Raw genomic sequence first — 26,039 nt, 5'->3', positions numbered from 1 at the left:
AGGGACAATCTTGCGCGGTTCAATCGGCGGACAAAGCGCGTCTCCAAAACAGTGCAGATGCTCGAGATTACGCTCAATCTGTTCTTCAACAGACACCTCATAAGGAGTCCCAAATGAACAGTCCCCCTTGAGGGGGAGGGATCGAGGGTGGGGTGATTGAACGCTGATTTTGGACCACATCGCACCCGCCCAAAGCTCCGCCCTTTCCATCCCAGCCTCTGCCTGCACAGCACCCGCCCGACTTCGTTCCCTCCCCCAACACCGCTATACCTCCCTCCCCCAGAGGGGAGGGCCGGGGTGGGGTGATGGACCAGCACTAGCACGCGCGTTTTGCCGAACAGCCCCACAAAACCCCAACAAAAAAGGCGCTCAAGGCGCCTCTTTAAAATCCCAACTCTGACCCGCCTCAGTTTGGCGCGTAGAAAATATGGCTATCCACCGCTGCCACCTGATGGAAGGTGTTTGCCCAAGATGGGCGCACGGCAGTGGTGTGGTAGTAAAGTGTCTTGCCCGGCACAGCGCCGATCTCTTTGCCGATAGCAAATTTCTTATAGATGGTCTGGGCAAGATCCTGCGAGTTCGCCCATGCGCGGCGTTCGGTTGGCGTATCGTCACGACCGTCGCAAGCGAAGGTGAACTGGCAACGATAAAGACCCTTATTGGCGTTCTGATAGATCACGCCGCAGAGCGAACCCGGGAACTTGCCCGAACGCGCGCGGTTGACGATCACATTGGCCACAGCCAGCTGGCCGCTTGCGGTTTCGCCGCGGGCTTCGTGATAAATCGCCTGTGCGAGGCATTCGCGTTCCGCATTGGCAGTTGCCAGACGCTTCTCGGTCGGCTGATAGCCATTTTCGAGATAGGACGCGAGGATGTCGCTCGAAACGGTGTTCTTGGACACTGGCACCGGTGCGGTGAAGCTCGCGATGGCCGAAAGCGCGGTGTGGGGCTCGCCGACAGAGCCGCGCGAAATATAGCCCATCAGCACGTCATCGGTCAGCTCCGCCTGTGGGCCAGCCAGTGTTACCGATACGGAGCGCAGCTCCTGCTGGCGCTTGGCATAATTGGCAACGAGCGCTTCGGTCAGCGGCTGTTCACCCGGACGGATGTTCAGCGTCGCGCCCAGAGCAGGCTGCTGGCGCAGCTCGGTCAATGCTTCAGGAATGGCGTGGGGAAGGGTAACTGCGGTTTCGGCGCGGGCCGGCGAAAAGGTAACGAGCAAAGTGAGCGCAAAGGCGCCAACGGCGAGAGCGGCTGAAAACGCTCGGGTCGAATTTTGCTGCCAGCTTTTCTTCAAAGCCCCGTCCTTATCCCTGAGCCCAGCCGGTCGTTGCCGGTGAGCCTTCTCCGTGTCCGCCTAAGCGGCCATCGGTCGTTGTCCTTACACTAGCCAAGGATGGCGCCCGATGGAAGTCGAAATTTACGGCTGCTTAACCATAGCAATTAGCAACTTAAGCTATAGTTAAAGGCCCGAAGGCCTTATGGAAACCTTTGATTTCGCTGAGTTTTAGGGATGCTGAATGAGTGCTTACGCTATTCGATAAAGATTTATCTATTACCGAAAATGGTTAATCCGGGCGACGCCCGGATTCCCCTTATTCGCCGTGGAATGCCGCACGATGAACGTGGTTTAGGCTTTCCATCACAGACACACCCAGCCTGTGGATATGTTCATCGGGGCCGACCATGTCCGGCACCATAATCGTCTGCATACCAGCTGCGTGGGCCGCACGGACGCCAACATTGCTGTCTTCGAGCGCCAGGCACAGCGTCGGATCAACACCAAGGCGCTTGGCTGCCAACAGATAGGGCTCTGGGTCGGGCTTAGGGTTGATGACATCGTCGCGGGTGACGATGGTATCAAACAGATCAATCAGCCCCGAGCTCGCCAAATGGTGGTGCGCATGCTTGCGCGATGAGGAGGTCGCGACCGCTGTTGGAATACCGCGCTCGCGAATCTCACGGAGAAACTCGATTGCACCGGCCTTCACCGGCACTCCATCCGCGCCCATGACATCGATCATCTCAAGGCATCGGTTGTTGAAGGCTTCATACGAGAATTCCTTCCCATAGGAGTGCTGCAGCCACAGCTTGGTGTGTTCGTTGCTCGATCCAACCATGCCGCGATGGATATCATGGGTCATGACATAGCCAAGCTCATCGGCCACTTCATAGACGATGGTCTTAAAGAACATCTCGGTGTCGAGCAGGGTGCCGTCCATGTCGAAGATGGCGGCTTGAAAGGGCGTCAGGCGAATACTATCGAGATCAGGCATCATAGATTGCGCTATATGCTGAAATTTGCCGATACGGAAGCGACAGCTGTGCAAGCCCGACCTGCGTGTCGAACTCAACCCCTCGTGCGAGCATTGGTAGAGCATGACCCAGTTTAGACCCGTGCAAACGCATCAGGCCCTTGGCAATGCCTTCTTTGATCGCGTGGCTCCTGCCGATTTTCCAAAAACCATTCTGCGCCACCGCGATCATCGGTGGGCCGAACGCATTGGCTTGGACGCACTCAGTGATTCCAAATGGTTAGATCATTTTGGACGGTTTGAGCCGTTTGAGGGGTCGTTCCCCGAACCCTTGGCGCTGCGCTATCACGGCCATCAGTTCCGGTCATACAACACCGATCTTGGCGACGGGCGGGGGTTTTTGTTTGCCCAATGCATCGACCCGGTTGATGGGCGCCTGCTCGATTTCGGCACCAAAGGCTCTGGCAAAACCCCATGGTCGCGCGGCGGCGATGGTCGCCTGACGCTCAAGGGTGGAGTGCGCGAAGTGCTCGCCACCGAAATGCTCGAAGCCTTGGGCGTCTATACGTCAAAAAGTTTCTCGCTGGTCGAGACGGGCGAGCAATTGCATCGTGGCGACGAGCCGTCACCCACGCGTTCGGCAGTGCTGACGCGCCTCAGCCACAGCCATATTCGCATCGGCACTTTCCAGCGCTTTGCCTATTTCGACGATAAGGAAAATCTCCAGCGTTTGGTGGATCACACCATCGCCCACTACTATCCCGACCTCGCCGATGCAGAAGACCGCGCGGCGGCATTGCTCGAACGCGTCGTCGCCGAAGTCGCTCGCCTTGGTGCGCAATGGACCGCCGCCGGCTTTGTCCATGGCGTTCTCAATACCGACAATATCAACATCACCGGCGAGAGCTTTGACTACGGTCCGTGGCGGTTCATTCCAACCTATGACCCCACCTTCACCGCTGCCTATTTCGACGAAACCGGGCTCTATGCCTTTGGTCGCCAGCCCGACACGCTCGCCTGGAATTTGACCCGCCTCGCCGAATGTCTCGTCCCGCTGTCGTCGATCGAAAAGCTAGAGCCCGCGCTCAACACCATCTGGCCGCAGTTCCGCGACCAATTGGGCCGTCAGGTGCTCCGCCGCCTCGGCCTAAAACCGCGTGACGTGGACGAAGACACCGCCCTCGTTGCCGCCATGTTCGCCTTCCTCACGGCCAGCAAAGCACCCTATGAGCAGTTCTTCTTTGATTGGCGTGGTGGCGTCTTGAGCTTTGATCGCGCCGCGACCAGCCCCAGCGCTGATCTTTACGCCAGCGAGGCTTTTCGGCCGTTCGCCGATCTTTTGGAGCGCTATGGGCCATCGGATGATGTGAACCTCGGCCACGCCTATTTTGCCCAGAAAAAGCCGCGCACCATGCTCATCGATGAGGTGGAAGCCATCTGGGCCCCCATTGCGCAGAGCGATGACTGGTCACTCTTTCATCAAACGCTGCAAGACATTGCCCAGATGCGCGCCGCCTATAACGTCATCGTTTAAATCTGCGACGTACAAGCCCTTGTTGCGTCTTCCCGGACCTGCATAATGCGGTCAGGGAGGACTACAACAATGCCGATTTATGCACTTGATGGCGTCGCGCCCAAAATCGACCCTGAGGTCGCCTGGATCGCACCAACTGCTGTTCTGGTGGGCGATATTGTTGTCGGGGCCGATGTCGGCATTTGGTTCGGCGTTGCCGCCCGCGGCGACATTGAGCGCATCACCATTGGTCGGCGCACCAATATTCAAGAAAATAGTGTTCTGCACACCGATACCGGTCATCCGCTGGTGATCGGCGAGAATGTCACCATTGGCCACGCTGCCATTGTTCATGGCTGCACCATTGGCGACAACAGCTTGATTGGCATGGGCGCAACCGTGCTCAATGGAGCGGTTATTGGCAAAAACTGTCTCATCGGCGCCAATGCCCTCATCACCGAGGGTAAGGTCATCCCTGACAATTCCATGGTTTTGGGCGCGCCCGGCAAAGTCGTTCGCGACATTGATGCCGAGGGCGTCGCCGCGCTTGCCGCATCGGCCGAGCGCTACGTGCAAAATGCACGACGCTACGCCCAAGGGTGCCGTCCAATTTCACCCGACGAACCAAACTTCGAGCCCGCTTGACGTAAAGGGCAAGGGGGCTTGCCGCAAACGCATCAGTTCTCCGCTTGGGACCTGACCTTGGAGAGGTCTATGCTCAAGCAAATAGATTAGTGCCGGAAGAGGAGCCAGCATGAAGACCCACGAAGTACGCACCTATAAATCGGCTGAGCATCTTCCTCGCGAGGACCAATTGGCGTGGAAGCTCGCCAGTGTTGCTACCGATCCGGTCGCCCTCGACGCCGACGTCATTGAGATGATTGGCAATCGTATCATCGACAACGCTTCTGTGGCTGCCGCCTCGATTGCGCGCGGTCCCATCCGTTCGGCCCGGGCTCAGGCCTTGGGTCACCAATCCCCGCGTGGCGCGCAGGTTTTTGGTCTGCCCGAAAATGTCAAAGTCTCGCCCGAATGGGCCGCTTACGCCAACGGCGTGGCCGTGCGCGAACTCGACTTCCACGACACCTTCCTCGCCGCTGACTATTCCCACCCCGGCGACAATATCCCACCCATTCTCGCGGTGGCGCAGGCAAAGGGTCTCGACGGACAGGCTCTGCTGCGCGGCATTGCAGCGGGCTATGAAATTCAGGTCGATCTCGTAAAGGGCATCTGTCTGCACGAACACAAGATCGACCATATCGCCCACCTTGGCCCTTCGGCCGCTGGTGGCATTGGTGCGCTTCTGGGGCTCTCGACCGAAATCACCTATCAGGCGATCCAGCAGGCGCTCCACACCACCACCACCACGCGCCAGTCGCGTAAGGGCGAGATTTCCACGTGGAAGGCTTATGCCCCTGCCTTTGCGGGTAAAATGGCCATTGAGGCGGTGGACCGCGTTATGCGCGGCGAAGGCGCACCTTCTCCAGCCTATGAAGGGGAAGACGGCTTTATCGCCTACCTCCTCTCCGGCCCATCTGCGCGTTACTACGTGCCGCTGCCGGAAAAGGGCGAAGCCAAGCGCGCCATCATGGATACCTACACCAAGGAATATTCGGCTGAATATCAGAGCCAGGCGCTTATCGATCTGGCCAAGCGCATGGGCGCCAAGATTGCCGACTTCTCCAAGATCAAGTCGATCCTGATCAAGACCAGCCATCACACCCACTATGTCATCGGAACGGGTGCGAACGATCCGCAGAAGATGGACCCTAAGGCGAGCCGCGAAACGCTCGACCACTCCATCATGTATATCTTTGCGGTGGCGCTCGAAGATCGCGGCTGGCACCACGTCAAGAGCTACGCTCCCGAACGCGCCAACCGTCCGGAAACCGTCGCTCTCTGGCACAAGATCACCACCGAAGAAGACCCGATCTGGACCAAGCGTTATCACGCCAAGGGCGAAGACATGGCCTATGGTGGTCAGGTCATCATCACCATGGAAGATGGCACAACGCTCGTTGATGAGCTTGGCGTCGCGGATGCACACCCCAATGGTGCACGTCCCTTTAGCCGCCCGAACTACATCGAAAAGTTCCGCACGCTCTGCGAAGGCATCGTCTCGAAAGAGGAGCAGGATCGCTTCCTCGCTCTTGTCGAGCGTCTGCCCAGCCTTACCGCTGCAGAAGTGCGCCAGCTTAACTTTGTGGTGACGACGGACCAGCTCGGTCCTGAAGCTCCTGCCGGCATTTTCTGAGGGAGGACGTCATGGAAACGACGTTCAAACCAAAGAAATCCGTTGCTCTCTCAGGTGTTGCCGCTGGCAACACCGCCCTGTGCACCGTTGGGCGCACAGGCAACGATCTTCATTATCGCGGCTATGACATTCTCGACCTCGCAGAAACCTGCGAGTTCGAGGAGGTGGCGCACCTTCTGGTCCACGGCACTCTGCCAACGGTCTCTCAGCTCGCCGCCTATAAAACGCGTTTGAAGGCCATGCGTGGACTGCCTCTGGCCGTCCGCCAATCGCTCGAAGCCCTGCCAGCCGGTGCCCATCCCATGGATGTCATGCGCACCGGCGTATCAGTCATGGGCTGCACTCTGCCAGAGCCGAGCGATCACAACACGGCCGACGCCCGCACCATTGCCGATCGCCTTATGGCCAACCTCGGCTCGATCCTTCTCTATTGGTATCACTACGCCAATAATGGTCGCCGCATCGAGGTTGAAACCGACGACGACAGCATTGGTGGTCATTTTTTACATCTGCTGCACGGCAAAGCCCCGAGCCCGGAATGGGTTAAGGCCATGCATGTTTCGCTCATTCTCTACGCCGAGCATGAGTTCAATGCCTCGACCTTCACCGCCCGCGTCATCGCGGGCACGGGCTCGGACATGTATTCCTCCATCGCTGGGGCAATCGGCGCGTTGCGCGGTCCCAAACATGGCGGGGCCAATGAGGTCGCCTTTCAAATTCAAGAGCGCTACGCCTCGGCAGATGAAGCCGAAGCCGATATCCGCAAGCGCGTTGAGAATAAGGAAGTCATCATCGGCTTTGGTCACCCGGTCTATACCGTCTCCGATCCGCGCAATGTCGTCATCAAGCGCGTCTCAAAAGCTCTCGCGGAGCAAGCCGGGGCGAAACGCCAGTTCGATATCGCCGAGCGTATCGAAACGGTGATGATGGACGCCAAGAAAATGTTCCCGAACCTCGATTGGTTCTCGGCCGTTTCTTACAATCTCATGGGCGTTCCAACCGCCATGTTCACCCCGCTCTTTGTCATTGCGCGCACCTCCGGCTGGTCCGCTCACGTCATCGAGCAGCGTCAGGACGGCAAGATCATTCGCCCTTCGGCCAATTACATCGGCCCGGAAGATCTCAAGTTCGTGCCGCTCAAAGATCGCAAGGAGGCTTGAACCATGCCCTATCTCATCAGTGCTGAACTCCCGCGCGAAAGCGCGGGGTCTCGCTTTCGGGCCCTCTTGGATCGCCCGCAGATCCTCCAGCTTCCCGGCGCGCACAATGGCCAAGCCTCTATTCAGGCCCGCAATGCGGGCTTTGAAGGGCTCTATCTTTCGGGCGCGGCCATGACCGCGTCGATGGGTATTCCCGATCTCGGGATCATCACCGTCGATGAAGTGTGCTTCTTCATCCGCCAGATTGCTCGGGCCTCCGGCCTGCCGCTCTTGGTCGACGGCGACACGGGCTATGGCGAAGCGCTCAACGTCATGCACATGGTCCGCTCTTTTGAAGAAGCTGGGGCAGGGGCAGTCCACCTCGAAGACCAGCTGCTGCCGAAAAAATGCGGCCACCTCAACGATAAAAAACTTGCCGATGCCCATGACATGGCGGCCAAGGTCGCCGCTGCTGCCAAGGCGCGCCGCGATATGGTCATCATCGCCCGCACCGACGCTGCTGGCAGTGAAGGCCTTGATGGTGCCATCGCCCGCGCCAAGCTTTACGTCGAAGCCGGGGCTGATGCGATTTTCCCGGAAGCGCTCACCACCATCGACATGTTCCGCGACTTCGCCAAGGCGATGCCGGGCGTTAAGCTTCTGGCCAACATGACCGAATTTGGCCGCACGCCCTATCAGACGGCGTCTGAATTTGAGGCTCTGGGCTATTCCATGGTCATCTGGCCGGTGTCGTCTTTGCGCGTCGCCAACAAGGCGCAGGAAAAGCTTTACGCCACCATCAAGCGCGATGGCGGCACCAAGGCCATGCTGCCTGAGATGCAGACGCGCCAAGAACTCTACGACGTCATTGGCCTGCACGACTATGAAGCGCTCGACGCCTCAATTGTTAAAACCATCGTCCCTACAGCGCTCTAAGACCAGATGTGGTCCCGAGTTAAGTCAAAAATCGTTTGAATCTATTAATCTGATGATGATCTACTTCCCCTCGTCGCTTTGAGCGGGGTGGGGAAATCTCAAGCAAAACCGGAATGAAATACTCCCGGAAATTGATTGGTTGGCATCGCATTGTTGTGGTGCCGATCCTTATTGCTCTGGCACTTCTTGCTGTCTTTGCGTTTCTTATCGAACAGCAAAATCAACAGATTGCCGAAACGCGTATGCGCGCGGAATATATTTCAAAGCTCTCGGTCATTCGCACCAAGCTGGAAAGCAATATTCAGAGCAATCTCCAACTGCTCAAAGGCATGGCCTCCGCCATTGCCGCCGATGTTGAGCTGGACGAAAGCCGCTTCAGGCAATTGGCAGCGGCGACGCTCGACGGCAATAGCCAAATCCGCGCGGTCACCTTAGCCCCTGACATGGTGGTGCGCTGGGCCTATCCGCGCACGGGCAATGAAGACTCCATCGGCTTTGATTACCGCACCTCGCCCGAGCAATGGCCTGCGGTTCAACGCATGCTCACCAGCGGTGAGTCCCATTTTGTCGGCCCCCTGGCTTTGGTGCAAGGCGGCGTTGGTTTCGTCGCTCGTTACCCCATTTTTGATCCCAATACCGCGCGTCTGTGGGGCATTGTCTCGGCGGTCGTTGATGGTCCAAGGCTGCTCATGGCGAGCGGTATTATCGAAAACCGCGACTTCGACCTCTCCCTCACGCTCTACACGCGCGAGCAACCGAGCGGGCAGCGCATCTTTGGTCAGGACCTCTCCCCGCGCAATCCGGTCTATGCCGATGTCAATCTCACCGATGGCCAGTGGCGCTTTGCCGTCGTGCCCAAAAACGGTTGGGTTCCAAACGCCGCTGCCACATGGGCCTTGCGCGTTATGTTGGGCATTGCCGGCGCGCTGATTTTGCTGCCCATTCTCCTCACCGGTCGCATGGTGCAGCAGCGCCAAAACCATATCCGCGAGATCGCCGACCACGCCCAAGAGCTGGACGCCCTGACGCGCCGCTTCCACTTGGCACTGGATGTGTCCAAGGTCGGCGTCTGGGAGATCGATCTTGAAAGCGGGCTCGAGACTTGGGATGCCCGCACCAATTTTCTCTATGGCACGCCTAATGATGGCAAACCGCGACGCAATGAAGATTGGCTGGCGGCGGTCCACCCAGAAGACCGCGAACGCGCCAGCAGTGATTTTAAGGACATGGTCTCCGAGGGGCGATCAGAGTCCACCTATCGCGTGGTCAGGCCAGACGGCGGCATTCGCTACGTTCGCTCGGTTGGCGCCTTCTTCCGCGAAGAAGGCCGGTCCGACGCGATTATCGGGGTGAATTTTGACATCACCGCCGACGTCGAAATGCATCAGGCGCTGCTCAACGCCAAGAGCCTCACCGAGGCGCGCAATAAGGATCTCGAAGCGGCGCGTATTTCCATCGAACACAACGCGCTCCACGATAGTCTCACCGGCCTGCCGAACCGTCGTTACCTCGACGACATGCTCAAGCAACATCAGCAGGACGGCTACTATGGCGCCGGCTCGATCGCGCTCCTCCATATCGATCTTGATCGCTTCAAGCAGATCAACGACACCCTTGGCCATGCCGCAGGCGATGCCATGCTGGTCCACGCCGCCGAAGTGCTGCGCTTCAATTGCCACGATACCGATTTTGTTGCCCGCATTGGCGGGGATGAGTTTGTCATCGTCTCGAGCGCTGGCGCGAGCGATGATCGCCTTACCGCCATGGCCGACAAGATCGTGCACGAAATGCGCAAGCCTGTGCTGCACGAAGGGCATGAATGCCGCTTTGGTGTGAGCGTCGGGCTTGCCGTCAGCCGCTCAGCCAATACCGATGTGAAACAGCTGCTGATCAATGCCGATATTGCCCTCTATCGGGCCAAGGCGCGCGGGCGCAATCGCTATGAGTTCTTCACCCAAGAGCTGCAGAGCGAGGTCATCAGTTCCAAGCGCATCGCCGACGAAATCCTCAGCGGCCTCGAAAACCACGAGTTTATCGCCTTTTATCAACCGCAGGTCGATGCCCGCACCTTGGCCGTCACCGGCGTTGAAGCGCTGGTGCGCTGGCATCACCCCACTGAGGGTCTGTTGACGCCCGATCGCTTCATGCGCATCGCCGATGAACTCAATGTCGTCAGCGCGCTAGATTCTCTGGTGCTGCGTCAGGTGCTGGCAGATCTCAAGCGCTGGGACGCTATCGGGCTACACGTGCCCCATGCTTCGGTGAACGTGTCTTTGCGTCGCCTCAATGATGAGACCTTGGGCGATAGCCTCAAGGCGCTGGACATCGAGCCGGGGCGCATCGCCTTCGAGCTGGTGGAATCCATCTATCTCGATGAAAGCGACAGCGTTGTTTCGTTCAATATCGAGCGCATCAAGCAGCTCGGTATCGATATTGAAATCGATGACTTCGGCACCGGTTACGCCTCCATCGTCTCCTTGCAAAAGCTGCGTCCGCGCCGCCTCAAAATCGACCGACAATTGGTCGCCCCCATCGTCGACAGCCTGAGTCAGCGCCGCCTCGTTGACTCCATCGTCGACATCGGCAAATCCATGGACATCGATATCGTCGCTGAAGGCGTCGAGACCATGGAGCACGCAGCGGTCTTGCGAGACCTCGGTTGCGATATTCTTCAGGGCTATGCCTTAGGCCGCCCAATGTCGCGCGAAATGCTGGAGAGCTTCCTGCGCACACCAGCGCCGCGCCACACTGGATAACGCCCGGTCGATGTCGGGATATAAACAAATCTTTATATCCCGATTGATCCGTGCCTTTCCATTCCGTATAGGAATGACAAAACCTTTCTCCTGTGGAGCCGACCCATGACAAACCCAGCGACTGAATATTCGGTCAAGGACATCTCTCTTGCAGATTTCGGCCGCAAGGAGCTCAGCATTGCCGAGATCGAAATGCCGGGCCTGATGGCCATTCGCTCTGAATATGCTGCTGCTCAGCCGCTCAAGGGCGCGCGCATTGCGGGCTCGCTGCACATGACCATTCAGACCGGCGTGCTGATCGAGACCCTCGTTGCTCTCGGCGCGGACGTACGTTGGGTGTCGTGCAATATCTTCTCGACCCAGGATCACGCTGCTGCTGCCATCGCCGCTGCTGGCATTCCCGTGTTCGCGCACAAGGGTGAAACCCTCGAAGAATACTGGGAATTCACCGACCGCATGATGGATTGGGGCAATGGCGAAACCCCAAATATGATCCTCGACGACGGTGGCGACGCGACCATGTACGTGCTGGTTGGCGCCAAGGCTGAAAAGGACATTTCTGTTCTCGACAAGCCAGGTTCGGAAGAAGAAGAAATCTTCTTCGCCACCATCCGCAAGCGCCTCGCCAAGTCCCCGGGCTTCTTCTCCAAGATCCGCGATGCCATCCGTGGCGTTTCGGAAGAAACCACCACAGGCGTTCTGCGTCTCAATCAGCTGGCCGCTAAGGGCGAACTGCCGTTCCCAGCGATCAACGTCAATGACTCGGTCACCAAGTCCAAGTTCGACAACAAGTACGGCACCCGTGAATCGCTCGTTGACGCGATCCGTCGCGGCACCGACGTGATGCTCGCTGGCAAGGTCGCCATCGTTTGCGGCTATGGCGACGTGGGCAAGGGTTCGGCTGAATCGCTGCGTGGCGCTGGCGCCCGCGTGCTCGTCACCGAAGTCGATCCGATCTGCGCGCTGCAGGCGGCGATGGAAGGCTTTGAAGTCGTCACCCTCGAAGACGCTGCGCACCGCGCTGACATCGTCGTCACAGCCACTGGCAATCGTGACGTCTTGATGGTCGATGACATGCGCAAGCTCAAGGACATGGCCATTGTCTGCAACATCGGCCATTTCGACAACGAAATCGACGTGCTCGGTCTGCGCAACTTCAAGTGGACCAATGTTAAGCCACAGGTCGATCTGATCGAGAAGCCAGATGGCAGCCGCCTGATCCTTCTCTCCGAAGGGCGCCTCGTGAACCTTGGCAACGCCACCGGTCACCCAAGCTTTGTTATGTCGGCATCCTTTGCCAACCAGACGCTGGCTCAGGTCGAACTCTGGACCAAGGGCGAAACCATGGCCAAGGCCGTTCACGTGCTGCCAAAGCACCTCGACGAGAAGGTCGCTGAACTGCACTTGGCCAAGCTCGGCGCAAAGCTCACCAAGCTCAACAAGACCCAGGCTGACTACATCGGCGTCGATGTCGACGGCCCATTCAAGTCCGGCGAGTACCGCTACTAATTTTCGGTTCTGCCACCAGATATGAGAAAGCCCGCTTCGGCGGGCTTTTTTATGGGTAAGACATGGTAAACCTTATCTAAATTTTAAGCCGCAGTTGAAATGTCTGAGTGAGCGTAAGCCCCACCCGCCTCTCTCCCTGAGACTATCCATGTTCGATCGCCTTATCGGCAGCATCTCGCGCCGAATGTATATCCTTCTTGCCCTGTTCATCGTTGGCTTTGTCGGCGTAATCGGGTTCCAGCTCAGCCACACCCGCACAAACCTCACTGAACTCAAGAAAACCGAAATTCGCAGCGTCGTTGAAGCGGCTGTCTCAGTGCTCGGCTCCTATGAAGCCCGCGTTCAGTCTGGCGAGATGACGCTCGAAGACGCGCAGGCGGAAGCGCTGCGTGCTGTCGGCTCCATGGTCTATTCGGGTGACGACTACGTGTTCGTGGTCAGCCATGATTACGTCATGCTGGCGAACACCAATCCCAATGTCGTCAACACCAATATGCGCGACCGTGTGGATTCCCGCGGCAAGCGCTTTATCGAAGAATATACCGATGGCGCGCGCCTGCAGGGTTCCATCTTCACAACCTTCGGCTTCAATCCCAACGATGAAAACGGCGCTGAAGTCGATAAGCTAACCTATGTTCAGAACTTTGCGCCCTGGAGCTGGGCGGTTGGTACTGGCGTGCTTCAGACCGATATTGAAGAGCTCTACTGGGAAGAAGTGATCAGCAGCACTGCCATCGCATTGGCTCTGATCGCTGCGTCGACACTGGTCGGCTGGCTGATCGCCCGCAGCCTCACGCGCCCGGTCAATCGTCTGTCCGCGCAAATGGTTGAGCTGAGCGAAGGCCACTTCGATCTGGTCGTTGAAGGCGTCTCGCGCCACGATGAGATTGGCGCGATGGCGCGTTCGGTCGAAATCTTCCGTCAGAATGGCCTCAAGGTTTCGCAGATGACAGAAGCGGAAGCGACCCGGATCATTGCCGATCAGGACGAACGCAAGAAGACCATGGGTGCCCTCCAGCAGGCATTCGGTGAAGTTGTCGATGCTGCGGTTAATGGCGATTTCTCGCGCCGCGTCACCGCTGATTTCCCCGATCAGGAACTCAACCAACTGGCCGCTTCGGTCAATACGCTGGTCGATAGCGTCGAGCGTGGCGTCGTTGAAACCGGCGAAGTTCTCGCCGCGCTGGCCAACACCGATCTCACCGCGCGCATGCGTGGCGAACATCGTGGTGCCTTCGCCAAGCTTAAGAACGACGTCAACGAAGTGGCTGACAAGCTTTCTTCGATCGTTCTGCAGCTGCGTGGCACATCCGGCACGCTCAAGTCTGCGACCAGCGAAATTCTCGCAGGCGCAAATGATCTCTCCGAGCGCACTACGCGTCAGGCGGCGACCATTGAGCAGACCTCTGCGGCCATGGAGCAATTGGCTCAGACCGTCACCGAAAACGCCAATAAGGCGCATGATGCCAGCGCTAAGGCTGGCCACGTTTCGGTTGCGGCGGAGCAGGGCGGGGCGGTCATGGGCGATGCCAATGAGGCCATGGCCCGTATCACCGAGTCGTCCGCCAAAATCTCCAACATCATCGGCATGATCGATGACATCGCTTTCCAAACCAATCTTCTGGCGCTGAACGCTTCGGTCGAAGCGGCGCGTGCGGGCGAGGCTGGCAAGGGCTTTGCTGTGGTGGCCGTTGAAGTCCGTCGCTTGGCGCAAAGCGCCGCCACGGCGTCTTCGGACGTGAAGGTACTGATCGACCAGAGCGCGACGCAGGTGTCCACGGGCACCAGGCTGGTGTCGGACGCTGCGGCCAAGCTTGCCGGTATTCTCGATGGCGTGCGCGCCAACACGGTGCTGCTTGATGCCATTGCCCGCGCCAGCGGCGAACAGGCGTCGTCCATTGCCGAGGTCAACACCGCTGTTCGTCAGATGGATGAGATGACCCAGCACAACGCCGCTTTGGTTGAAGAGATCAACGCCTCGATCGAGCAGACCGAAGAACAGGCGAACGAGCTCGATCGCATCGTCGATGTCTTCCAGCTGGCCGGTTCGGACCCGTCACGTAAGGCCGCAATGGATTATCTTGGTCACGCGGTTGCGCCACGCGCTGCGCGCCCCAAGCTTGCGACAAAACACACACCGCGCGACGCCACGAACGACTGGACCGCGTTCTAAACTGCGCTATAAGCCTTGCAATGCTTAGATTTTCCGGCGCTTAGCCTGAAATAAACATGTGAAAGCCCGGGTGATTTGCCCGGGCTTTTACGTTTCGTAAAGGTTTCTGTTTCGTTCACAGTCAAGCCCATTCCTTGCCATTTGCCCGCTCCTCACAGGCAGGAAGACTCTTTTGCCCGATTCCGACCACGGCTAATGTCAGGGTGATTCGGATACTTTGATTTTAAGTGTTCGGATCAGCGAGCGGCAGGAGAGCCATTCTCCGCGTAGGCCGCCGCCAAAGCAGTAATTGCATACTGGCCCCTGTGGGTCGGACCTTGGCGCAACGAACACATGAGGCTTGGCATGGTGCCGGAACGATTCCGGAAACACTTGGGATTCGCAGCACTGAGCGCTGCCCCTCTGTCTCTGCTCGCCGCAGCTCCGGCTGTCGCTCAGAGCGGTGTTCCGGTCAGTCTCGGCGGCATTGCGCCGGTGGCCGTTGTGCTCGGCGCGGGCGCTTTCTCGCTCATCGCCATGGCCGTTGTGCGCTCGATTTTGGTCGATACGCGCGCCGCGCGTCGTCGCGCCTCCTCGCAAATCGCTGACTTGCGCAACATGGTCGATGAATATGAGAGCCTGATCGCGGGCTCGCGTGAGTTGACCGTCTTGTGGACCGACGAGAGCGCGACCCCAGCCGAACCCCGCATTCTGGGCGATGCTTCGGCCGTTCTGCCCGTGGGCCGTCAGCCTCATAGCGTTCTTAATCTGCGCAGCTGGCTCGGTCCTGCAGAAGCCAATCGCCTGCAAGAGCTGCTCGACAATCTGAAGATGCATGGTCATCGCTTCTCATCGAGCCTTAAAACGCTCGATGGTCGTCAGGTCCGTTGCTCGGGTTGGGTCATGGGCGGCGCTATCGCCATGCGCTTGCGCCCCGCCTATTTAGAGCCGGGAGAGGCTGCAAGTGTTGCCGTGGTTGAAGCGGCCGACTGGCAATGCGCTCAGGCCATTATCACCCATATGCCCGAGCCCGCTTTCTTGCGCCTCGAAGATGGCAAGCTCGATTTTGCCAATCCAGCCTTGGTCAATCTGGCGCAAACGCGCGGTAAGTCGGTCGAGAACCTTGATCTCGATGCGTTAGCTGCAGCGGTCAATTGTTATGTGGTTGAGTTTGACGTGCCCGGTGGCATTGGTGGCTATCTGGCGCCACGCAAGTCGATCTCCAATCCAGCGCCGATCCCTGAGGCCGCCGTTGCCCCGATCTCTGGCCTGATCGACAATCTGGGCACCCCGATTGCCATCTTTAACGCCAAGCGTCAGCTGGTGCAGTACAACGAGGCCTATATCAAGCTTTGGGGCTTGGATCGTCTGTTCCTCACCCCCGGCACCGATGAGCGCGCTATTCTCGATAAGCTGCGCACTGAAGGCCGGCTCCCCAATACGGTCGATTACCACACCTGGCGCGCCAACCATCTCAAGAGCTATGAGCGCACCGAGCCGTTTGAGGCCGATCCTTGGCACCTGCCGGATGGTCGCACGGTCAAGGTCATTTCCGCGCCCGCAGGCGCTGAAGGCGGCGTGATCTATGTCTTTGAAGACATGACCGAATGGTTGAACATGGCGTCAACCAACAAGGCCTTCACCAATGTGCAGCGCGAAACCATCAATGCGCTGTCCGAAGCAGTGGCTGTGTTCGGCACCAATGGCCGCCTGACCCTGTGGAATCCGCGCTTTGAAGAGCTCTGGTCGCAGGTCAAGTCTGAGCTCGAAACCGCGCCCCATATCGACCAGATCGCCAGCCGCTGCGTGCAAGCGCTGCCCCATGATGGCGCCACCATCTGGCGTGATCTCAAGCGCGCCATCATCGATCTTAATCCGACCCGCACGGACCAGAAGGGGCGCATCACGCGCTCCGATGGCAAGCTCATCGATTTCTCGATCACCCGTCTGCCCGATGGTCAGTCGATGATGACCTTTATCGACGTCACCGAAAGCGCCAGCTATTCCAAGGTGCTCAAGGAGCGTAACGACGCGCTGGTCGCCGCTGATCGTCTCAAGGACGCCTTCGTTGAAAACGTCTCCTATGAGCTGCGCTCGCCGCTGACCTCGATCATCGGCTTTGCCGAAGTTCTGGCCGCGGACGAAAGCTCCCCGCTCACCGCCCAGCAGCGCGATTATATCTCCTATATCCGCGCCTCCTCGGTCAGCCTTGGCGTGCTTATCGACAATATTCTCGATCTGGCTTCTGTCGACGCGGGCATTGCCGAGCTCAATCCTGAGCGGCTCGATGTGCCCGCGCTCATCGAAAAGGCCCGTGCGGGCATTTCGGCGACCATGCCGGAAGTCTCTGGCGTGCCGGCAAAGCTGGTGGTTGATATCGAGCCCAACCTGCCGTCCCTTATTGCTGACGGGACGCGCCTTGTGCAGGTGCTCTACAATCTTCTCTCCAACGCGGCGCGTTTTGCCCCGCCGGGCAGCGAGATCCGCTTGGCCGTCACCAGCCGCGACAATCGCATGCTGTTCGTCATCGAAGATGAAGGCCCAGGCCTCACCGACGAGCTGAAGTCGGCGATCCTGACCCGTCTGGATACTCCTGCCGCTGGCGGCCGTCAGCGCGGCGCCGGGCTTGGCCTCTCCATCGTGCGCACCTTTGTGAACCTGCATGGCGGCACCATCTCGGCTGAACGCCGTGAGCCCAAGGGCAGCCGCATCATCGTCAATCTGCCGCGTGATAGCGCCTTGGCGGGTGTGGCCGAATAATGGACCTCTTCCTTCCTGACGACGCGGCTACGGCAGAATTTGGCGCAACCCTTGCGGCCGAGCTGCAACCGGGCATGATCGTGCGTCTTGAAGGCGACCTCGGCGCTGGCAAAACCGCTCTTGCCCGCGCCATTATCCGCGCTCTGGCCGGTGATCCGGAGTTGGAGGTTCCATCCCCCACCTTCGCTATCATCCAGCCCTATGACACGCCCAAGGGGCCTGTCATGCATGCCGATCTTTATCGCCTCGCCGATGAAAGCGAAGCCGATGAATTGGGGCTGCTCGACGATCCCAGCGCCATCGTCTTGGTCGAATGGGCCGAGCGCGCCCCCGATATTGCCAAAGCGGCAAATCTCACGGTCACACTCAGCATTCCCAAGGGTGGGGACGGGCGATTGGTGCGCCTCACGCTCTGATCAGAGCGCTTCCAGCGTCTCGATCCCGCTGGTGGGGTTACGCACCACCATAATCCGCCGAAATTCTGAGCCACCATATTTGCGGCGTGGATCATTGCGATCCACAAGTTCGATCCGCCGCCTGTCTGGCCCAAAATATTTGGACGTCTGCACATACATCAGCCGGTGGTTCAGCTGAGCATTGAGCTTGGCGCGCATGGAGTCGACGCTGTCGACGAGGAACAGCACCTCGTCAAACCCCATCTCCACCAGCGGCACCACCTGATGCCGTGGCCCGCCGGAGAGCAGGCACACCACCGGCGCAAACCGGCGCATCACATCGGGGTGCGAGCGCAGGGCCCGAATAAGCCTGAGCTTATTGGCGTCCGGGATCGATCCGTGCACAAGGAAGAAATTGAGCCCCTTGGCCTCATTCTCGGCAAAGCGCGGATAATCAATAGTTTCTTGAAATCCGATCTTCTTGCCAAATTCGCCCATCAATTCGCTTGTCGCCTGACCGGCCGCAAAGGTCACAGCGTTGCATTTGGCAATTGTGTCGTCAGTCACTGTCATGATGACGTCCGTTCTCATCAAAAACCAATCAATGCCCCGGAGGATACTGCGAAATTTCTGAATAAAGAGACAGCGTTGCATGAATTTGATGTTAATCGGAGGTGATTTGGTGGTGTGAAATTCTCTTTGTTGGGAATCGACTTAATAAGTGTTATGAAAGTGCCTGTTATTTGCTGAGGTCCATAATAATTCCGTTCATGGAAGTTTGAGGCGCTAATAATGACTAACTTCGGGTTTTCCGCATTTCTGAAGGTCGTTCATTTGAATGAGCGCCCTCAACTTTCTGAGATACGAAAGCGGTTTGCGCCTAGCGGAGGAGGTTACGATTTTCACAAGAGGTTACGCGCACTTTGTTCGGACTTTTGCCTTGGGAAAGTCCCAGTTTCGACAATTCTCGAACAGATCAAGGAAATTAAGAAGCCTGCAGAACGCGCTTCTGCACTGACTGGGATCACTGCGCTAAATCGCTGGATTGACGGGCGGTCAATGAATTTTATTGAGCTGCCAGAAGCGCGATACACCAGCGCTGATGGGCTTTATTCTGTTATTTTTAAACCAAATTTTGGAGTAGTTTCAGAGGGCGGAACGGTCGCAGTTCACTTGTGGAACACAATAAAGCCGTCTCTGGACGAAGAGATGGTAAAAGCCTGCCTAGCGCCTTTTGTCAGCCCGATGCGCGAGCATGGATGCGTGTCAGTTGCTCTTTTATCGCTGCGCAACGGCTCGATGTATAATGTGGCCGACGAAACGCCATTCGCTAGACGCTCAGAACTGGTTTACGCGCATATCGGCAATCTCATTCAGAGGAAGGGGGAGCTGCCACGCCGCCCGCACGGCGAGGATCGCCCCTCACCCGAAATTTGATTCTTCGAGGTTTAGGCGAGGCGCTTAGTGCGCCTCGTCCCAGTTCTTGGCTGCGTGCGCGTCCACCTGGATCGGCACGGTCAGGCGCACAGCGGGTTCTGATGCGGTTTCCATCACCCGCTTGATCACCGGGATAGCCTTATCCTCAGTGCCCTCTGGAACTTCAAAGATCAGTTCGTCATGAACCTGCAGCAGCATGTCGGCCTCGATCCCGGCCTTCGCCAGTTCGGGCTCCATACGGATCATGGCACGGCGGATAATGTCAGCCGCCGAGCCCTGAATAGGCGCGTTGATCGAGGCCCGCTCAACAAAGGCGCGTTCGGATGGATTGCTCGACTTTGCATTGGGGAACTGGATTTTCCGGCCAAAGATCGTCGTCACATACCCGTCGGTTTTGACGCGCGACTTCTGGGCTTCCATATAGTCCTTAATGCCCGGGAAGCGCTCGAAATAGGTCTTGATATAGTCGCCTGCTTCGCCGCGCCCGATGCCCAGCTGATTGGCTAGGCCAAAGGCTGAAATCCCGTAGATAATGCCAAAGTTGATTGCCTTGGCGCGACGGCGCACGTCGCTCGGCATGCCTTCCACCGGCACGCCAAACATTTCCGAAGCGGTCATCGCGTGAATGTCGAGGCCCTCTTCGAACGCATCCTTGAGCGATCCAATATTGGCAATATGGGCCAAAACGCGCAGCTCGATCTGGCTATAGTCGGCCGAGATCAGTGTCTTGCCTTCGGGCGCGACAAAGGCCTGACGGATCTTGCGGCCGTCTGCCGTACGCACTGGAATGTTCTGCAAGTTCGGCTCGTTCGACGACAAGCGACCCGTCAGCACGGAAGCCTGCTGATAAGAGGTGTGAACGCGGCCCGTCCGCCGATTGATAAACGTCGGCAGAGCATCGGTATAGGTGCTCTTGAGCTTGGAGAGCTGACGCCAATCCACGATGGTGCGGGCTAGCGGAATGCCCTTGGCGGCGAGGTCTTCGAGCACATCCGCGCCCGTCGACCAAGCGCCCGTCTTGGTCTTTGTGCCGCCCTCGAGGCCCATTTTATCAAAGAGGATTTCGCCAAGCTGCTTGGGCGATCCAAGATTAAAGCTCTGCCCGGCCAGCTCATAGGCTTCCGCTTCAAACGCTGCCGCGCGCTGGGAGAAATCGCCCGAAAGGCGCGCCAGCATTTGCCGGTCAACCGTCACCCCACGCGCTTCCATACGCGCCAGAACTGGCGCCAGCGGGCGCTCCAGAGTTTCATAAACCGTCGTGGCGTTTTCTGCTGCTAGACGTGGTTTCAGCACATGCCAGAGGCGCAGCGTCACGTCGGCATCTTCGGCGGCGTAGCGCGCTGCGGCAGCAATCTCGAGCTGATCAAAGGTCTTCTGGTTTTTGCCGGTCCCCGCCAGCTCACCAAAGGTAATGGTTTTATGCTCCAGCCAATGATCGGCCAACACATCCATGCCGTTATAGCGCGGACCATCGAGCGCATAAGAGATGAGCATGGTGTCATCAATCGGGGCCATAGCGATCCCGAGATTGGCTAAAATCTCGATGTCGTATTTGCAGTTCTGCCCGATCTTGAGAATGGCAGGGTTTTCGAGAACCGGCTTGAGCATGTCGAGCACGGTGCGGATCGGCAATTGCCCGTCGACAAGGCCGCCGCCTTCCAACAGGTCGCCAGCCTTGCTGTGACCAACCGGAATATAAATGCCCTCGCCAATTTCGGTCGAAAGACAGACGCCCACCAAATCCGCCGATTGCGGATCCAGCCCGGTGGTTTCGGTGTCGATCGAAACGAGCCCCTTGTCGATGATCTTTTCGATCATCGCCGCGAGGTCAGCTTCGGTGGTGATTATGCGATAGGCATCATAATTGACCGGAATGGCTTTGACCCGCGCATGCTCTTCAGCGGCGTGACGCTCTGGGCCAGTGCCCGGGACCGCATTTGCCGCAAGTTTGGCCTTGGCCACGGAGAGGGATTTGGACTTTTCTGGCGCGCCTTCCAGCGGCGTGTCGCCGCCAGCCCGGAGCTCAGGGTCCGCCTCGAAATCGTCTGGGTTGGCATCAAGATGAGCCGCCAAACGCTTGGTGATAGTGGCAAATTCCATCGCCTTGAGGAAGGGGAAGAGGTTGCCCGGCTCCATCGGCTGACGCACCAAGGCGTCGATGTCGAGTTCCACCGGCACGTCCTGCGAGAGCGTTACGAGGCGCTTAGAGATACGGGCCAGTTCGGCGTTGTCGATCAGCTTCTGGCGACGCGCAGGTTGCTTAATTTCGCCAGCCTTCTCCAGCAGCGTTTCGAGATCGCCATAGGTATTGATCAGCTCTGCAGCCGTCTTCTGCCCAATGCCCGGCACACCGGGCACGTTGTCGACCGTGTCGCCACACAGCGCCTGCACGTCGATAACCTTGTCCGGGGTCACGCCAAACTTGGTGAACACTTCATCGGGGCCAATCCAGCGCAGCGGCGGCTGGCCGGGGCGGGCGATAGTGTCGAGCAAGCGGATCGAACCATCGGGCTCAACCAGCTGCATCAGATCCTTGTCCGACGAAACGATCGTGACCTTAAAGCCCTGCTCGCGGCCCATGCGGGCATAGGTCGCCAAAATGTCGTCGGCTTCCCAGCCTTCCATTTCAATGGAGGGGATGGAGAAAGCGCGGGTCGCCGAACGGGTCAGCGGAAACTGCGGCACCAGCTCTTCAGGTGCAGGCGGGCGCTGCGCTTTATACTGATCATAAATCTGGTCGCGGAAGGTCTTGCCCTTGGCGTCAAAGATTACGGCCATATGGGTGGGGCGATCGTCCCCCTCCATATCCTGGGTGAGCTTGAACAGCATATTGCAGAACCCCTGCACGCAGCCGACAGGCAGTCCGTCAGATTTGCGGTTCAGCTGGGGTAGGGCGAAGAAGGCACGGAAGATGTAGCCCGAGCCATCAACGAGCAAAAGATGCATGAGACGATTCCCGTTTCGAGATTGGGTCCAGTTTAACCGCGGACGCCTGACTTGGCACTGCTAAATGCCTAACCGTGTCAGTAAGCCCTATCACGTTGTAAAACAGGATGATTTTCCCATAGACGAAGAGCTCGGCCTCTCATAGGCTATAGGTCAGTGTGTTAGCCCTAATGCGCCGCAAGAGCGCGCATGGCTGAGGAGGGGGCGTTCACCTATGACGACGACTGTGGGGCAGGCTACAATTTTGGTGGCCGATGATGATGCATTGATCACCATGAATACGGTGGATCTGCTTGCCGAACTTGGGCACATCGCAATTGAGGCTTATTCTGGCGCCGAGGCGCTGAAAATGCTCGAAGAACGCGCTGACATCAGTGTTCTGATGACAGACTATTCGATGCCCGGCATTACAGGCATCGAATTGGCGGAAGCCGCGCAAAAGCTCCGCCCGGGCCTGAAGGTTCTTTTGGTCACCGGTTATGCCGAGCTGCCGCACAACCAATCCAGCGATCTACCGCGCTTGGAAAAGCCCTACCAGCTCGACGAACTCGACACTATTCTCAATAAACTCTTGGGCCGCGAGGGCTAAACTTAACGCAGGCCAGCCTTTTCAACGAGGCCGAGACGCTTGGCGTCGTAGTAATAGCCCCGTGCATAATATTGCACCGACCGGTCAGGATCGCCACCAGCGGTCATGTAAGCCCCAGCCAGATAGCGCACGGCATAACGCATATTGGTTTCGGCATCCAATAGGCCTGCGGGTTCGCCTCGGTAGCCCATGCCGCGCGCGGTTGCGTGGCTAATCTGCATAAGGCCGTAATAGGGGCCATTGCGGGCTGCGGGATTATAGGTGCTTTCGCGCACGATCACGCGGTGGATCAGGCTTTCAGGCACATTGTACTGGGCCGCGTAATGGGTCACCAGCGCATTGATCTTGCCGCGTGTGTCGGCATAGGCCATCACCACATCGGCAGGTGCTGTTGGAACCGCCGCCGCTTTCGGCACATGGCCGGCCGGCGTTGGCGTTGCCACAGCCTGCTCGAGTGCAGCAGCTGCAGTTTGTCCCGCTCGGTTCCCCGCCATTGGCTTAATGCCAGCAAAGGAGCACCCCGCCAGCACAGTGGCTAGGATCAAGGTGGCGGTGATGGTAAGCGGCCGTGCCGTCATTCGCATTCCCAGATTACCCGTCTGTAAAAATGCCGTATGCGCAAAACGCGGCGGCTTTGGGGCGGAGCCACGCGAGCGCAGCAAGTGTGATCGGACCGAGCATTCGGGCGCTTCTTGCGGCCACGATCTCGCCCAGAGTCTTGGATATGGCCAGTAAACCCTAATGGGTTTCATCGTTGCGAGCCATTGAACCTGCCCCGCCCTCTAGGGCCTTAGGCTTAAAGAGGGGTTAAGCGATAGGCCGCGACAGTCCTAAACGTTCCAGCCCGTCTGGAAACACTATACCGAAAGGCCGATCCATGAGTACACCTCAGACCGGCGATATCATTCGCATTCATTACACCGGGCGCTTTCCCGATGGGACTGTGTTTGACAGTTCCGAGGGGCGTGAACCTTTGGAATTCACCCACGGGGTTGGTCAGGTTATTCCGGGGCTAGACCGTCACGTTGCGCAGATGCGTGTCGGCGATAAGTCCACTGTCACCATTCCGGCGGCCGATGCCTACGGTCCCCACCACGACGAGGCGGTTCAGGTGATGAGCCGCAATTTCGTCCCCGCTGGCATCCCCCTGGAGCTCGGCACGCAACTGCAGGCCCGTGGTCCCGATGGCAGCCTTGTGACGATCACCGTGATCGATATGGATGATGAGACCATCACGGTCGACGCTAACCATCCGATGGCTGGCAAAGACCTTATTTTCGATGTCGAGCTGGTCGAAGTGCGCGCGCAGGCCTAATTAGGCTTGCCCAAAAGGCGGCGCAGAGCCGCCTTTATTTTATTTGTGGTGGCGAAAAAGCGGCGCGGGCCTCAGCTGCCTTTGCGCGGGTCACGCAGCCTTCATGATGGTCATTGACGAGGCCCATCGCCTGCATGAAGGCGAAGACGGTCGTCGGGCCGACAAACTTCCAGCCGCGTTTCTTGAACGCCTTTGAAAGGGCAATCGCCTCAGCCGATGTCGTCTGGCTCTGCGGCGGGCTCTGCGTTTTCGCCTCATACTGCCAGACAAAGCCTGCAATCGAGCCGGCCTCTTTGATCAACTCCTGCGCCCGTTGCGCATTATTGATCACCGCCTCGATCTTTCCCCGGTGTCGAACAATGCCGCTATTCTGCAAAAGGCGCTCGACATCGTCTTGGGTGAACTGGGCGACCGCGTCGATTTCAAAATTGGCAAAGCCACACCGAAAATTTTCGCGCTTATTAAGGATCGTCCGCCAAGAGAGGCCCGACTGAAACCCTTCAAGGCTGATTTTCTCAAACAGCCTGCGGTCATCGACAACGGGGAAACCCCATTCATGGTCGTGATAGGGAATGAATTCGGCGATTTCCCCGCACCAGCCGCAGCGCGGCGCACCATCGGGGCCTGTTACTAGGCTCATCGCTTCCCTCGCATTCCATAAACACCTTGGTCATACTGCAGAAATTGGCACACGCTGTCAGTAGGTTTTGGGGCGCGCGGCCCGTGCTCGGCCATTCCGATGCCAAGGCTCAGGCCCATAAAGGCCAGCCAAGTGCCATAGATATGCCCCTCGGCGCCACGAGGTGTGGAGAGAACCCAAGGGGCCACATCGCTGGTTGCGAAAGCGCCATAGTTCCATTAGTTTGCCGCTCATTCATCGGGGTCTACCTCCCGATTCCGGCCTGCACCCGTAGCTCAGCTGGATAGAGCGCTGCCCTCCGAAGGCAGAGGTCGTGAGTTCGAATCTCGCCGGGTGCACCAATAATTTCAATGACTTAGCTGGATCACTGTGCGTTGCTAATCGCGCGTAGTAACCACATGGTAACCACCGCGCGGCTTCTTCGGTTTTATTCTCGCCTACCGGGAATAGGTGCGCGCTCTTTAGGGGGTGATACAGGACGGCTTTGCGGTGCTTCCCTAGGGGCACTTTCGTCCCTTTACGCGCGCCCGCGTGTAGTGGTGTCAAAACTTGTTCCCCTAGGGGCGGTTTTTGACTGCTGCTAGGGGCGAATGTGACCCTAACTGCATCATCAGTAAGCGCAAGGAAGAGTAAAGCTTGGGGGCGTTCCCGCCCCTGCTATATATATTTTGGAGGGATACGTTGAGCTCATCAACGTCGCCTGTATCGCTTCCAGTCGTTGGTTGGCATTTCACCGTCAGCGCTAGGTAGCCACGTTAGGTAGTACTGATTAGGGTGGCGCATGAGCCCAGAAGAGCGACGTCCAGCGCTCGTTATTCTGATGATGCCGCGTTCTTGGAGTTCAGTCAGTGCTGAGGGGATGCTTCTGCGGCGCACACCAAATTTAACAAAATCGTCGTAGGTACAGGTGAGCCGCCCGTTCTCCTGACCGCCATGTGCCAGATGCTCAATTTCAATACGCATAAGGATCGAGTGGGCAGCAATAGATAACCTATGCCATGCATCCGACTCGAGCATGCTTCTGGTGATCCATACGAATGGCCCTGGAGGGCTGTTATCACGCTTAAACTTGTTTGGGTTACTTGGGGGCAATGTTTTTGGCCTTCGCTAGAGGAAGGTTCGGGAGGCGCTTAGTTCACCTCCCGGCTGATGAGCCTATTTCGTCAGGTCAGAAGTGCTCGCCCTTCTGTTCTGGTCGAGCCAAGCATCCAGGTCTTCTCGTGCGTAGGCTACGCGGCGGCCTAATTTTAAGTAGCGAGGCCCGCCACCGTAGATGCGCAGTTTTGCGAGTGTGGACGGTGAGAGGGCGAGCAAGTTCGCTGCGGCTTTGGCATCCAGTAGCGCATTGTAGTCGTTCATTTTCAATCTCGTGGTGTCGGTTGAAGACCGCCGAGAACATGCGCGGACCGTAGAGACAATTCCGCCGATTTGGCCGGAAATTGC

The 26,039-nt window shown here is 58.1% G+C and carries 19 protein-coding genes, 1 tRNA gene and 1 pseudogene; 14 read left to right on the top strand and 7 right to left on the bottom strand.

Going from position 1 to position 26,039, the window contains the following annotated elements:
* Window positions 1-406 precede the first annotated feature (406 nt).
* Window positions 407-1,297: a cell wall hydrolase gene (locus tag JHC09_RS16060; protein WP_199532815.1), complete on the bottom strand. Its 891-nt coding sequence runs from the start codon at window positions 1,295-1,297 to the stop codon at window positions 407-409.
* 298 nt (window positions 1,298-1,595) lie between these two features.
* A complete protein-coding gene (locus JHC09_RS16055) occupies window positions 1,596-2,279 on the bottom strand; it encodes an HAD family phosphatase (protein WP_199532814.1) in 684 nt (227 codons plus the stop codon).
* A gap of 100 nt (window positions 2,280-2,379) precedes the next feature.
* On the opposite strand from JHC09_RS16055, the gene JHC09_RS16050 reads away from it, so the two are divergent.
* From JHC09_RS16050 to tsaE, 10 genes are all read left to right on the top strand, one after another.
* Entirely contained in the window at window positions 2,380-3,789 is a 1,410-nt protein-coding gene (locus tag JHC09_RS16050) for a protein adenylyltransferase SelO (protein WP_199532813.1), read from the top strand.
* A 69-nt stretch (window positions 3,790-3,858) separates the two neighbouring features.
* Complete coding sequence (locus tag JHC09_RS16045) at window positions 3,859-4,413, top strand: gamma carbonic anhydrase family protein (protein ID WP_199532812.1); 555 nt, start codon at window positions 3,859-3,861, stop codon at window positions 4,411-4,413.
* Between the two features lie 109 nt (window positions 4,414-4,522).
* Entirely contained in the window at window positions 4,523-6,022 is a 1,500-nt protein-coding gene (locus JHC09_RS16040) for an MmgE/PrpD family protein (protein WP_182394724.1), read from the top strand.
* Between the two features lie 11 nt (window positions 6,023-6,033).
* Window positions 6,034-7,182: a 2-methylcitrate synthase gene (gene prpC, locus JHC09_RS16035; RefSeq protein WP_199532811.1), complete on the top strand. Its 1,149-nt coding sequence runs from the start codon at window positions 6,034-6,036 to the stop codon at window positions 7,180-7,182.
* A gap of 3 nt (window positions 7,183-7,185) precedes the next feature.
* The gene (prpB, locus tag JHC09_RS16030; protein WP_199532810.1) at window positions 7,186-8,097 is read left to right on the top strand and encodes a methylisocitrate lyase; all 912 of its coding nucleotides are present in this window, start codon (window positions 7,186-7,188) and stop codon (window positions 8,095-8,097) included.
* 113 nt (window positions 8,098-8,210) lie between these two features.
* A complete protein-coding gene (locus JHC09_RS16025; protein ID WP_199532809.1) occupies window positions 8,211-10,853 on the top strand; it encodes an EAL domain-containing protein in 2,643 nt (880 codons plus the stop codon).
* 105 nt (window positions 10,854-10,958) lie between these two features.
* A complete protein-coding gene (gene ahcY / locus JHC09_RS16020) occupies window positions 10,959-12,362 on the top strand; it encodes an adenosylhomocysteinase (RefSeq protein WP_169196953.1) in 1,404 nt (467 codons plus the stop codon).
* A gap of 148 nt (window positions 12,363-12,510) precedes the next feature.
* Window positions 12,511-14,535 carry a methyl-accepting chemotaxis protein gene (locus JHC09_RS16015; RefSeq protein WP_248309053.1) on the top strand — a complete coding sequence of 675 codons (2,025 nt, stop codon included), beginning with the start codon at window positions 12,511-12,513 and terminating at the stop codon, window positions 14,533-14,535.
* A 345-nt stretch (window positions 14,536-14,880) separates the two neighbouring features.
* On the top strand, window positions 14,881-17,274 hold the full coding sequence (locus JHC09_RS16010; protein ID WP_199532808.1) for an ATP-binding protein: 2,394 nt from the start codon (window positions 14,881-14,883) through the stop codon (window positions 17,272-17,274).
* Complete coding sequence (gene tsaE, locus JHC09_RS16005) at window positions 17,274-17,690, top strand: tRNA (adenosine(37)-N6)-threonylcarbamoyltransferase complex ATPase subunit type 1 TsaE (protein ID WP_199532807.1); 417 nt, start codon at window positions 17,274-17,276, stop codon at window positions 17,688-17,690. The genes JHC09_RS16010 and tsaE overlap by 1 nt, the downstream gene beginning before the upstream one ends.
* Here tsaE and JHC09_RS16000 read toward each other — a convergent pair whose 3' ends face one another.
* Entirely contained in the window at window positions 17,691-18,242 is a 552-nt protein-coding gene (locus JHC09_RS16000) for a hypothetical protein (RefSeq protein ID WP_199532806.1), read from the bottom strand.
* 219 nt (window positions 18,243-18,461) lie between these two features.
* Between JHC09_RS16000 and JHC09_RS15995 the strand changes: the two genes are divergently transcribed.
* Window positions 18,462-19,106 carry a hypothetical protein gene (locus JHC09_RS15995; protein ID WP_199532805.1) on the top strand — a complete coding sequence of 215 codons (645 nt, stop codon included), beginning with the start codon at window positions 18,462-18,464 and terminating at the stop codon, window positions 19,104-19,106.
* 24 nt (window positions 19,107-19,130) lie between these two features.
* Here the strand turns inward: JHC09_RS15995 and polA are convergent, their stop codons facing one another.
* Entirely contained in the window at window positions 19,131-22,052 is a 2,922-nt protein-coding gene (gene polA / locus JHC09_RS15990) for a DNA polymerase I (protein ID WP_199532804.1), read from the bottom strand.
* Between the two features lie 214 nt (window positions 22,053-22,266).
* Between polA and JHC09_RS15985 the strand changes: the two genes are divergently transcribed.
* Window positions 22,267-22,641, top strand: coding sequence for a response regulator (locus tag JHC09_RS15985; RefSeq protein ID WP_199532803.1), 375 nt, complete (start codon window positions 22,267-22,269; stop codon window positions 22,639-22,641).
* Window positions 22,642-22,643: 2 nt separating this feature from the next.
* On the opposite strand, the pseudogene JHC09_RS17025 reads toward JHC09_RS15985, so the two are convergent.
* A pseudogene (locus JHC09_RS17025) lies at window positions 22,644-22,985 on the bottom strand (lytic transglycosylase domain-containing protein); the annotation flags it as partial.
* Window positions 22,986-23,518: 533 nt separating this feature from the next.
* Here JHC09_RS17025 and JHC09_RS15975 point away from each other — a divergent pair.
* Window positions 23,519-23,956: a peptidylprolyl isomerase gene (locus tag JHC09_RS15975; RefSeq protein ID WP_182394735.1), complete on the top strand. Its 438-nt coding sequence runs from the start codon at window positions 23,519-23,521 to the stop codon at window positions 23,954-23,956.
* 34 nt (window positions 23,957-23,990) lie between these two features.
* Here JHC09_RS15975 and JHC09_RS15970 read toward each other — a convergent pair whose 3' ends face one another.
* Entirely contained in the window at window positions 23,991-24,596 is a 606-nt protein-coding gene (locus JHC09_RS15970) for a DNA-3-methyladenine glycosylase I (protein WP_199532802.1), read from the bottom strand.
* A 264-nt stretch (window positions 24,597-24,860) separates the two neighbouring features.
* Between JHC09_RS15970 and JHC09_RS15965 the strand changes: the two genes are divergently transcribed.
* Window positions 24,861-24,937: transfer RNA gene (locus JHC09_RS15965), tRNA-Arg, on the top strand.
* An 814-nt stretch (window positions 24,938-25,751) separates the two neighbouring features.
* Here the strand turns inward: JHC09_RS15965 and JHC09_RS15960 are convergent.
* Entirely contained in the window at window positions 25,752-25,955 is a 204-nt protein-coding gene (locus JHC09_RS15960; protein WP_199532801.1) for a helix-turn-helix domain-containing protein, read from the bottom strand.
* Window positions 25,956-26,039 lie beyond the last annotated feature (84 nt).

Origin of the sequence: Devosia sp. MC532 (assembly GCF_016461625.1) — a bacterium.
Taxonomy (GTDB): domain Bacteria; phylum Pseudomonadota; class Alphaproteobacteria; order Rhizobiales; family Devosiaceae; genus Devosia.
This window is presented reverse-complemented; position numbering and strand designations above follow the sequence as displayed.

Coding starts and splice junctions, on each gene's coding strand:
- JHC09_RS16055 (WP_199532814.1), bottom strand. CDS start 2,279: ATGATGCCTGATCTCGATAGTATTCGCCTGACGCCCTTTCAAGCCGCC.
- JHC09_RS16050 (WP_199532813.1), top strand. CDS start 2,380: ATGACCCAGTTTAGACCCGTGCAAACGCATCAGGCCCTTGGCAATGCC.
- JHC09_RS16045 (WP_199532812.1), top strand. CDS start 3,859: ATGCCGATTTATGCACTTGATGGCGTCGCGCCCAAAATCGACCCTGAG.
- JHC09_RS16040 (WP_182394724.1), top strand. CDS start 4,523: ATGAAGACCCACGAAGTACGCACCTATAAATCGGCTGAGCATCTTCCT.
- prpC (WP_199532811.1), top strand. CDS start 6,034: ATGGAAACGACGTTCAAACCAAAGAAATCCGTTGCTCTCTCAGGTGTT.
- prpB (WP_199532810.1), top strand. CDS start 7,186: ATGCCCTATCTCATCAGTGCTGAACTCCCGCGCGAAAGCGCGGGGTCT.
- JHC09_RS16025 (WP_199532809.1), top strand. CDS start 8,211: ATGAAATACTCCCGGAAATTGATTGGTTGGCATCGCATTGTTGTGGTG.
- ahcY (WP_169196953.1), top strand. CDS start 10,959: ATGACAAACCCAGCGACTGAATATTCGGTCAAGGACATCTCTCTTGCA.
- JHC09_RS16015 (WP_248309053.1), top strand. CDS start 12,511: ATGTTCGATCGCCTTATCGGCAGCATCTCGCGCCGAATGTATATCCTT.
- JHC09_RS16010 (WP_199532808.1), top strand. CDS start 14,881: ATGGTGCCGGAACGATTCCGGAAACACTTGGGATTCGCAGCACTGAGC.
- tsaE (WP_199532807.1), top strand. CDS start 17,274: ATGGACCTCTTCCTTCCTGACGACGCGGCTACGGCAGAATTTGGCGCA.
- JHC09_RS16000 (WP_199532806.1), bottom strand. CDS start 18,242: ATGACAGTGACTGACGACACAATTGCCAAATGCAACGCTGTGACCTTT.
- JHC09_RS15995 (WP_199532805.1), top strand. CDS start 18,462: ATGACTAACTTCGGGTTTTCCGCATTTCTGAAGGTCGTTCATTTGAAT.
- polA (WP_199532804.1), bottom strand. CDS start 22,052: ATGCATCTTTTGCTCGTTGATGGCTCGGGCTACATCTTCCGTGCCTTC.
- JHC09_RS15985 (WP_199532803.1), top strand. CDS start 22,267: ATGACGACGACTGTGGGGCAGGCTACAATTTTGGTGGCCGATGATGAT.
- JHC09_RS15975 (WP_182394735.1), top strand. CDS start 23,519: ATGAGTACACCTCAGACCGGCGATATCATTCGCATTCATTACACCGGG.
- JHC09_RS15970 (WP_199532802.1), bottom strand. CDS start 24,596: ATGAGCCTAGTAACAGGCCCCGATGGTGCGCCGCGCTGCGGCTGGTGC.
- JHC09_RS15960 (WP_199532801.1), bottom strand. CDS start 25,955: ATGAACGACTACAATGCGCTACTGGATGCCAAAGCCGCAGCGAACTTG.